8 protein-coding genes are annotated in these 8,438 nt (G+C 71.7%); 5 read left to right on the plus strand and 3 right to left on the minus strand.

Features of this window, described 5'->3' with window-relative positions; all coding sequences use genetic code 11:
- Positions 1-443: 443 nt before the first annotated feature.
- Positions 444-1,055: a TetR/AcrR family transcriptional regulator C-terminal domain-containing protein gene (locus AB0M08_RS46670; protein WP_364508586.1), complete on the minus strand. Its 612-nt coding sequence runs from the start codon at positions 1,053-1,055 to the stop codon at positions 444-446.
- A gap of 53 nt (positions 1,056-1,108) precedes the next feature.
- Between AB0M08_RS46670 and AB0M08_RS46675 the strand changes: the two genes are divergently transcribed.
- The 4 genes from AB0M08_RS46675 (at position 1,109) to AB0M08_RS46690 (ending at position 5,723) form a co-directional block, all read left to right on the plus strand.
- Positions 1,109-3,295: a 2Fe-2S iron-sulfur cluster-binding protein gene (locus AB0M08_RS46675; protein ID WP_364508589.1), complete on the plus strand. Its 2,187-nt coding sequence runs from the start codon at positions 1,109-1,111 to the stop codon at positions 3,293-3,295.
- Positions 3,296-3,310: 15 nt separating this feature from the next.
- The gene (locus AB0M08_RS46680; RefSeq protein ID WP_364508592.1) at positions 3,311-4,546 is read left to right on the plus strand and encodes a beta-ketoacyl-ACP synthase II; all 1,236 of its coding nucleotides are present in this window, start codon (positions 3,311-3,313) and stop codon (positions 4,544-4,546) included.
- A 63-nt stretch (positions 4,547-4,609) separates the two neighbouring features.
- Entirely contained in the window at positions 4,610-5,098 is a 489-nt protein-coding gene (locus tag AB0M08_RS46685; RefSeq protein ID WP_364508594.1) for a peptide deformylase, read from the plus strand.
- A 1-nt stretch (position 5,099) separates the two neighbouring features.
- Entirely contained in the window at positions 5,100-5,723 is a 624-nt protein-coding gene (locus AB0M08_RS46690) for a class I SAM-dependent methyltransferase (RefSeq protein WP_364508597.1), read from the plus strand.
- On the opposite strand, the gene AB0M08_RS46695 is transcribed toward AB0M08_RS46690, so the two are convergent.
- Positions 5,705-5,950 (minus strand): hypothetical protein, encoded by a 246-nt coding sequence (locus AB0M08_RS46695; RefSeq protein ID WP_364508599.1) that lies wholly within the window; start codon positions 5,948-5,950, stop codon positions 5,705-5,707. The genes AB0M08_RS46690 and AB0M08_RS46695 overlap by 19 nt on opposite strands.
- A 130-nt stretch (positions 5,951-6,080) precedes the next feature.
- Positions 6,081-7,046, minus strand: a complete 966-nt coding sequence (locus tag AB0M08_RS46700; protein ID WP_364508602.1) for a pentapeptide repeat-containing protein — start codon at positions 7,044-7,046, stop codon at positions 6,081-6,083.
- A 149-nt stretch (positions 7,047-7,195) separates the two neighbouring features.
- Here AB0M08_RS46700 and AB0M08_RS46705 point away from each other — a divergent pair, with 149 nt between their 5' ends.
- Positions 7,196-8,281 carry a hypothetical protein gene (locus AB0M08_RS46705; protein WP_364508604.1) on the plus strand — a complete coding sequence of 362 codons (1,086 nt, stop codon included), beginning with the start codon at positions 7,196-7,198 and terminating at the stop codon, positions 8,279-8,281.
- The last annotated feature ends 157 nt before the right edge of the window (positions 8,282-8,438 follow it).

Genomic DNA, 8,438 nt, shown 5'->3' on the forward strand with positions numbered 1-8,438 from the left:
GCGCTGAGGGGTGCCTCGAGCCTCTTCGAGGCACCCCTCAGCGCCAGCCGAACCGGACGAGCTGCTTGCGGCCTTGGTGTAGCGAGGCCCTCGTTGCACGCCTCAGCCCCAGTTGGGGGCGATGCGAGGACACGACGGCGCTGGTGGGGGCGGTGCGGATCCCCGAACGCGGTTCGAGTGATGGCGCCGCCCTCTGGCGGGCGGTGGGTGTGCACGATGTCGCAATGTGTGCGTCCGCTGCCCCGCGAAGTGCCGTTTTATGAGGTTTGTCCCCGCTGCGCTGGCGTCTGTGTGCGGCTCCAGCCCTCGCCCGGCGGATCGTGTGCTGGTGCCGTCCGAGGTCGGGTGCTCGTTCGCTGTCGCTGTCGAGCGACGGGGGTGAGGCGACGGGGGTGAAGCGGGGCGAGGTGGATGGGGTGAGGTGAGGGCGTTGGGGTGGAGGGCTATGCGGGGGAGTGGGGGAGGCGGTGGCGGAGGCCGTCGAGGAAGAGGTTGAGGCCGAAAGTGAAGCGGTCGGACGGAGCGGCGCTCAGCATTGACGTCATGGCGGTTTGCAGGGCGGGATCGGCCTCGTCGCTGTTGCGCTCGGTCCAGTCGCCCTCGGCGTGCTGGGCCTGCTCCTCGATGGTGTGGCCGAGGACGTAGTAGAAGACCGGGGCCATCACCCAGGCGGCGCGGTCGGCGGGGAAGCCGGCGGTGATCAGGATGCGCAGGGCCTGTTCGCCCGCACGGATGGTGTTGGGCTCGATCACGTAGGTGCCGGCCACCACCCGGGCGCCGTCGCGGTGCTTCAGCAGGGCGTGGCGGAGGCGCTGGCCCAACTCGGTCAGCTGGGCGTCCCACGGGGCGTCGGGGAGGGGCTCGGTGGCGACCGGGGCGATGATGCGGTCGGCCATGGCGGCGAGCAGGGCCTGCTTGTTGGCGAAGTGCCAGTAGATTCCGCCGGCCTGTACCCCGAGGTGAGCGCCGAGCTTGCGCATCGTCAGGCCGTCCAGGCCCTCGGTGTCGAGCAGGGTCAGGGCACCCGTCACCACGTCGGAGCGTCGCAATTGCATGGGGAGCAGTCTGCCACTTGACTTGAACGGTGTTCAACCTGAACATCGTTCAAGTGGATGTGAAGCAGCGGATCGGGACGGTCGGCGAACTCGAAGCGGTTCTCGGTACCCCGCCGGAAGCGGTCATGCGCAAGCAGGTGGATGCGCTCGATGACGGGTGCCGGCGGCTGCTGAGAGCCTCGCCGGTGGCCGGGTTCGGGTATCGGGACGTGGACGGGGTGCCGCGAACGGTCCTGGTCGGCGCGGTGCGGGTGGTCTCGGCGCGGCGGATCGTGGTGCCGCTGCCGGAGGGGGATCCGGAACCCGGCGAGGGCGGTGGGGTGTCGTTCGTGTTCCTGCTGCCGGGAATCGGGGAGGTGCTGCGGCTCAACGGGACCGCCGTCCGGGCCGAGGCGGGGAGTGTGACCGTCGCGGTGGAGCAGATCTACGTGCACTGCGCCCGCGCCGTCCTGCGATCGGGGTTGTGGGAGCCGCCGCGTCCGGTAGCGATCAGTGCAGCGGGTCACGGGCGTGCGCCGGGAGCGGGGCCGCTCGCGGATCCGAAGGTCGCCGCGATCCTCGCCGCCTCGCCCTTCATGCTCGTTTCAACGTGGGGAGGGGCGCGGGAAGAAACACAGGGAGGGGCGCGGGGAGAAACACGGGGAGGGGCGCGGGGAGAAGAGCGGGGCGGGGACGGGGGTGGTGACACCAGCCCGCGCGGGGACCACCCCGGGTTCGCGCGCGTCCTCGACGGCGACACGCTGGCGATCCCCGACCGGCGAGGGAACAAGCGCGCCGACACCTTCCGCAACCTGCTGGTGGACGACCGGTTCTCGGCCGCGGTGCTGGTGCCGGGGCGGCTCGACGTACTCCACCTGAGCGGACGGGCCGTGATCACGCGTGACCCGGAGTTGCTGGCGACCATGATGACCGGAAACGAGCAGCCGCACGCGGGCCTCCTGGTCACCGTCACGGCGGCGGCCGTCCGGAGCGGTGCGGCGATCGAGGCGGCGCGGCTCTGGGACCGGGAGCGCCATCTCGACCCGGACGCCGTGCCGAACATGATGGGGCTGGCCGCTCAGCACCTGGCCACCAACATGGCGGGCGGCGTCCAGGGCCTGCTGATCCGCTGGCTGACGCGTCCGCTCCAGTCGTTCCCGGTACTGACCCGCCGACTGTTCGCGATGCTCAACCGCCGGAGCATGGCGAGCGAGGGGTATGCGGGCCGGGCCGGGAACGATCAGCGGGCCGGGCGTGCGGTACGCGTCGCCGAGGTGATCGCGGAGACGGCGGAGGCGACGAGCGTGGTCCTCGAGGACGAGGCCGGTGAGCCGTTCGACTTCCGGCCGGGGCAGTTCTTCACGCTCGCGGTGGAGATCGACGGGCGGACGGTGCGGCGACCCTACTCGGCGTCGTCGGCGCCCGGATCGAGTCGCCTCACGCTGACCGTCAAGCGGGTCGAGGGCGGCCTCGTGTCGACGTACATCAATAAGCGCATGAGAAAGGGTGACCGCATCCGCCTGCTCGGGCCATCGGGGTCCTTCCACGCGGCGGAGCCGTCGAGGCGGCTGATCCTGATCGCGGCGGGGAGCGGCGTCACGCCGATGATGAGCATCATCCGCGCCTCGGTGGAGACCACCCGGATCACGCTGCTCTACGGCAATCGCAGCGAGGAGGACATCATCTTCGCGGCGGAGCTGGCCGCCCTGGAGAAGGAGCATGAAGGGCGTTTCGCGGTACGCCACCTCCTGTCCCGGGCCGACCGGAGTTGGACCGGTCTGCGGGGCCGCATCGACGCGCCGGCGCTGCGACGGGAACTGACCGATGACGACGGCGAGTTCCTCGTCTGCGGCCCGGCCGGGATGCTGACCGCCGTGCGCGAGGTGCTCGACGAACTCGGTGTCCCGGAGGAGCGCCGGCACGAGGAGGTCTTCACCCCGGCCGTGAGCGGTGCCACCGGGGGCACGGCACAGCGGATGACCGTGGAACCGTACGGGACGATCCAGGTCGAGGCCGGGCAGACGCTGCTGGACGCGGGGCTCGGTGCCGGGCTGCCGATGCCGTACTCGTGCACGGTCGGCAGTTGCGGCGAGTGCCGGATGACGCTGCTGCGCGGCGAGGTGACGATGGCCGAGCCGAACTGCCTGCGCCCGGACGAACGAGACAAGGGCGACATTCTTACGTGCGTGGCGCGCCCGCTCAGCGAGGTCGCGATGGAGGCAGACTACGGGGGTAGCCGAACGTGGCCGAACCGAACGTAGCCGAAGGGATGCCGGATGAGTGCCGGAGATGTGGTCGTCACCGGGGTCGGGGCGACCAGCCCGCTGGGCGGGGATGTGGAGAGCCTCTGGCGCAACCTGCTCGACGGGCGGTCGGGCGTGCGCCGGATCGACGACCAGCTGACCGGATACGCCCACTGGGAGGAGTTGCCCACCAGGATCGCGGCGCCGATGGCGGTCTCGCCGGACACCGTGCTGCCGCGGGTGCAGGCGCGCCGGATGGACCGCTGCGAACAGGCGGCGCTGGTGGCGGCCCAGCAGGCGTGGGCGGACGCGGGCACCCCCGACGTCGACCCGCTGCGGCTGGCGGTGGTGATCGGAACCGGGATCGGCGGGCTGACGACCGTTCTCGGACAGGACGACCTGATCGAGGAGAAGGGGCCGTCCCGGGTCTCGCCGCTGACCGTGCCGATGCTGATGCCGAACGGGCCGGCCGCGTACGTCAGCCTCGAACTCAAGGCCAAGGCGGGCACCTACACCACGGTGTCGGCGTGCGCGTCCGGGGCCGAGGCGCTGAGCCAGGCGGTCCGGCTGATCCGGTCGGGCGAGGCCGACGTGGTGGTGGCCGGCGGCGCGGAGGCGATCATCTCGCCGTTGATGATCGCCGGGTTCGCCCAGGCCCGTACCCTCTCCAAGCGCAACGACGAGCCGGAACGCGCGTCGCGGCCGTTCGACGTGGACCGGGACGGGTTCGTGCTGGGTGAGGGCGCGGGCGTGCTGGTCCTGGAGCGTGCCTCCTACGCCGAAGCCCGGGGCGCGCGGGTGCTGGCGAGGCTGGCCGGGTTCGGGGTGACCGCGGACGCGTACCACATCACCGGCCCGGACCCGAGCGGCGACGGGCAGATCCGGGCGATCCGGGCGGCGGTCGCGATGGGCGGGCTGACCCCGGCCGACGTCGAGCACGTCAACTGCCACGCCACCTCGACCGTGGTCGGCGACGTGGGCGAGGCGAACGCGGTGCAGGCGGCGCTCGGCGACCACGTGGTGCTGACCGCGCCGAAGTCCAGTCTCGGTCACCTGGTCGGCGCGGCCGGCGCGGTGGAGAGCATCATCACGGTGCTGACCATCCGCGACGGGGTGATCCCGGCGACGCTGAACCTGGAGTCGCAGACGCCGGACGTCAAGCTCGACGTGGTCTCCGGCGAGCCCCGGCGGCGGCCGGTGCGCGCGGCGATCTGCAACTCGTTCGGCTTCGGCGGCCAGAACGTGTCGCTGCTCTTCACGGCGGCCTAGCCCGGGTTCCGAAGCGCGGGCTGGGGTCCGCGTTCCCGGTAACGGCCGGATAGGCTTCGGGGCATGACAGTGCGGCCTATTCGGCTCTACGGTGACCCGGTCCTGCGCACCCCCGCGGACCCGGTCACCGACTTCGACGCGAGCCTGCGCGAGATCGTACGGGACCTGGAGGACAGCGTCCGCGAGCCGGGTCGCGCGGGTGTCGCCGGCCCGCAGATCGGCGTCAGCCTGCGCGTCTTCTCGTACAACGTGGGCGACGAGGTCGGGCACATGGTCAACCCGGTTCTCTCCGATTTCGAGGGCGAGCAGGAGGACGAGGAGGGCTGCCTCTCGCTCCCCGGCATGGGCTGGCTCACCAAGCGAGCGATGAGCGTGACCGCGACCGGTTTCGATCTGAACGGGGAGCCGCTGGTGATCCACGGCACCGGCTTCCTGGCGCGGGCGCTCCAGCACGAGACCGACCACCTCGACGGCCGCCTCTACATCGACACGCTGACCGGGGACGTCCGCCGCCAGGCGCTGCGTGAGCTCCGCCGCGTCGTGCCGCGCTGAGATGGACATCCGCCGCCTCGCCGAGGACTCCCCGACCGGCTGGTTCGAGCAGCTCTACGCCGAGGCGCGGCAGGGCCGCGCGGAGGTGCCGTGGGACGTCCCTGCCGCGAGCATCAACCTGCGTGAGTTCCCTTTACCGTACGGCGAGAAGCGCTCGGCGCTCGTCGTGGGATGCGGGCCCGGCCGGGACGCCGAGCACATCGCCGGGCTCGACTATGCGACGACCGCTTTCGATATCTCGTCCACGGCGATCGACCTGGCCCGGTCGCGGCACCCGGACTCGCCGGTCGACTATCGCGTCGCCGACCTGCTGAACCCGCCGCCGGAGTGGTCCGGCGCCTTCGACCTGGTCCTGGAGAGCAACAACGTCCAGGCCCTCCCCGCCGGCCTGCGCGCCCCGGCGATCGCCGCGATCGCCGGGTTCGTGGCCCCGGGCGGCACCCTGCTGGTCCTGGCCGCCGCCGCGACCGACACCCCGGGCGAGGGCCCGCCGTGGCCGCTGACCCGTGCCGAGATCGACGCTTTCGCGGCGGGCGGCCTGGTTCAGGAGTCGGTCGAGGAGATCCCGGCACCCCAGACGCGCCTGGTCCGGCGCTGGCGTGCGGTCTACCGGGGCCGCCCGTAACCGCCCGGACCGTCGCCGGGCGCGTCGAGGTTCCACATCTCGCGCGCGTGCTTCCTCCGGCACCGGGGGAACCGCTGGTCCTTCCGGAGATAGCGGGACTCCTCGGTACGGCAGCGCGGTCGCCAGTAGCCGTTGCAGGGAACCAGATCACCGGTGACCGGGCGGGACGCCCCGAACGCGGCGGCGACGCTCTCGGCCGGCGGGGTGACGGTGTGGTCGGCGGGCATGGATGCTCCTTACTCGTCGGGGTTCACGGACGGTTCGCCGGTGTTCACGGGCAGACCGGCAGGGGTTCACGGGCGGCTCGCCGGTGTTCATGGGCAGACCGGCAGGGGTTCACGGGCGGCTCGCCGGTGTTCACGGGCAGACCGGGGCCGGTGCGGGGTGGGTGAGCGCGTCGGCCGAGTCGAGTGCCGCCGTGCGGTCCGCGTCCGCGGGCAGGCGGGCGACGTCGCCGAGGTAGGTCGCCAGCCGGGCGCCGGTCAGCTCGGAGCCGGTCAGGTCGGCCCGCGTCAGCCGGGTGCGGGAGAGGTCCGCGCCGGTGAGGTCGACGCCGACGAGCTTCGCCTCGACGAACTCGGCGTCCCACAGGCGCGCTCCGGTCAGGTCGGTGCCGGAGTACGTGTTGACCGGGCGGAAGTCGGCGCGGAAGGCATCGGCGCGGGTGAAGACCGCGTGTGCGAGGCTGGTCCCGCCGACCCGGGTGTGCTGCAGGGACGCGCCGGTGAGGTTCGCGCCGTCGAAGTTCGAGTACTCGATCACCGACTGGTCGAGGCGTACGCAGGTCAGGTCGGCACCCGGCATCTCCACCCCGATGAGGCAGAGCCGGCGCAGGTCGAGACGGCCGTCGCCGGGCTCCCGCGGAATCCGGAAGAACAGCACCCGCATGGCCGCGATCACGTCCAGCGGCGGCGCGGCGCGGGTGCCGTGGCAGGTCTTCGGGTCCGCGTCGCCCATGCCCGCGTACGCGCTGATGAAGTCGGCCAGCATCGCGATGATCACCGGGCGGTCGTAGGACGATTCAACGGCGATCCGCCCGAGCGAGTAGACGGCGCCCGTACGGGTGAGCAGGCTGGTGTGCCCGAGCTGTTCGACCGCGCTGGTGTAGCGGGCCAGGATCTGCTCGTCGTGGTTGATCCGCAGGGTCATCCAGGAGATCAGGATGGCCACCACGGCGGTGAGCGCGGTCAGCGCGGACGAGACCCGCGGCAGGTACGACGTCCCGCCGTCGGTGCGCGCGGCCCGTGTCCGCCGCGCGGGTCTCGGGAACCGGGCGCGCAGCTTTCGTCGCGCCAGCTCTCGCGGTGAGCCAGAAGGGGGCACGAGCAGAACTTTAGGAGATATGCGTGCATTCGGGTGTTATTGGATCAAGTGTCCGTTTATGTTCACCGTCCGGTGGAGATCGCGCGGGCGGTGAACCGGACGGCGCGGCAGCCGTAGGAGAGCTGTCGACCCGGCACGGAGGATCCCCCTTGCAACCGAACACAGCATTCCTGAACCACCTCGACGACCCCTCGATCACCTGGCACGCGTTCCGGCCGATGGACCTGGGGTTCCTGGAGAAGACCGCCCGCGAGGGGTTGCCGACCTCGTCCCGGCTACCGTCGGGGTGGTGGAGCCTGTGCGTCTCGGGTTCGCCGGGGACCAGTGTCAAGGAGGGGCACGGGATCGACTCGTTCCTGTCGTACACGATGGCACCCACACGCCTGGCGGTCGCCGTCCGGGCGACCGAGACCGGCCGTCCGGAGCCGGGCCTGTTGTTTTTCAACGACGAGTATCTGATGACCAGGCCGACTCCGCCGAGCGGGATCGTGGCGGTGGCCGGCAACGACCGGATGCTCGCCACACCGCTCACGCAGCTGAGACTGGACCCGAACGCGATGGAGCGCACCCGCCAGTTCGACTACCTGCAGAGCAACATCGACTGGATCGGCCGGGTCTGCGGGCCGGAGGTCAAGGAACGGCTCCAGCAGCGGTACCTGCCGCCGATGCCGGCGGGGGAGGGCCGGGGTCAGATCTCCGCTGATTCGACGGCGTCCCGGCAGGCGAGCATCTTGCGGGAGGCCGCCGGGCATCTGCGCGCCGAACTCGGCCGCGAGCCGACGGTGGCCGACGCCGTCGAGCACACCCTGCGCCGGGCCGGGAGCGTCGCCACCATCGTCGCCTGGGACGACCGGACCCGGCATGCGCTGCGGCATGTGCACAAGTACCCACCGCCGCAGCAGGCGATCATGCCCTCGGTGACCGAGCTGGTCCGGGATCCGCAGCGACAGCCCCCGCCCCTCATGCCCACGCCCACGCCCACGACGCCCACGCCCACGACGCCCACGCCCACGACGCCCACGCCCACGATGCCCACGCCCACGATGCCGACGCTCACGGCAGTGCCGATGACCGCGGCGGCTGCGGCGAACGTGCGCAGCGTGTCCCCTGTCGGGTCCGCCCGGGAGAGCGGGTGGCGCAAGTTCCGCAACCGGTTGAGCAGGTCCACTCCGGACGCCAGGAACACCCCGGCCCGGGCCGCGGCCGCTCCGTCGCCGCCGGGCCAGACGCGATAGCCGACTGGTTCTCGGGGGTGATCCCGCCGGACGAGCTGGCACTCACGGGTCTCTCAAGCTCGCCGAGACACCCGTGACCCTGCTGGCTTATTCGGGGTTTAGGCGGCGAGGGTGAAGTCGAGGCGTTGTAGGTGGGTGGTGCGGGTGCGGTCGAGGG

Source organism: Actinoplanes sp. NPDC051851, from assembly GCF_040681165.1.
Taxonomy (GTDB): domain Bacteria; phylum Actinomycetota; class Actinomycetes; order Mycobacteriales; family Micromonosporaceae; genus Actinoplanes.

Excerpts from the sequence above, each read along its gene's own strand:
- AB0M08_RS46695 (WP_364508599.1), bottom strand. The coding sequence starts at position 5,950 with ATGCCCGCCGACCACACCGTCACCCCGCCGGCCGAGAGCGTCGCCGCC.
- AB0M08_RS46670 (WP_364508586.1), bottom strand. The coding sequence starts at position 1,055 with ATGCAATTGCGACGCTCCGACGTGGTGACGGGTGCCCTGACCCTGCTC.
- AB0M08_RS46685 (WP_364508594.1), top strand. The coding sequence starts at position 4,610 with ATGACAGTGCGGCCTATTCGGCTCTACGGTGACCCGGTCCTGCGCACC.
- AB0M08_RS46680 (WP_364508592.1), top strand. The coding sequence starts at position 3,311 with ATGAGTGCCGGAGATGTGGTCGTCACCGGGGTCGGGGCGACCAGCCCG.
- AB0M08_RS46690 (WP_364508597.1), top strand. The coding sequence starts at position 5,100 with ATGGACATCCGCCGCCTCGCCGAGGACTCCCCGACCGGCTGGTTCGAG.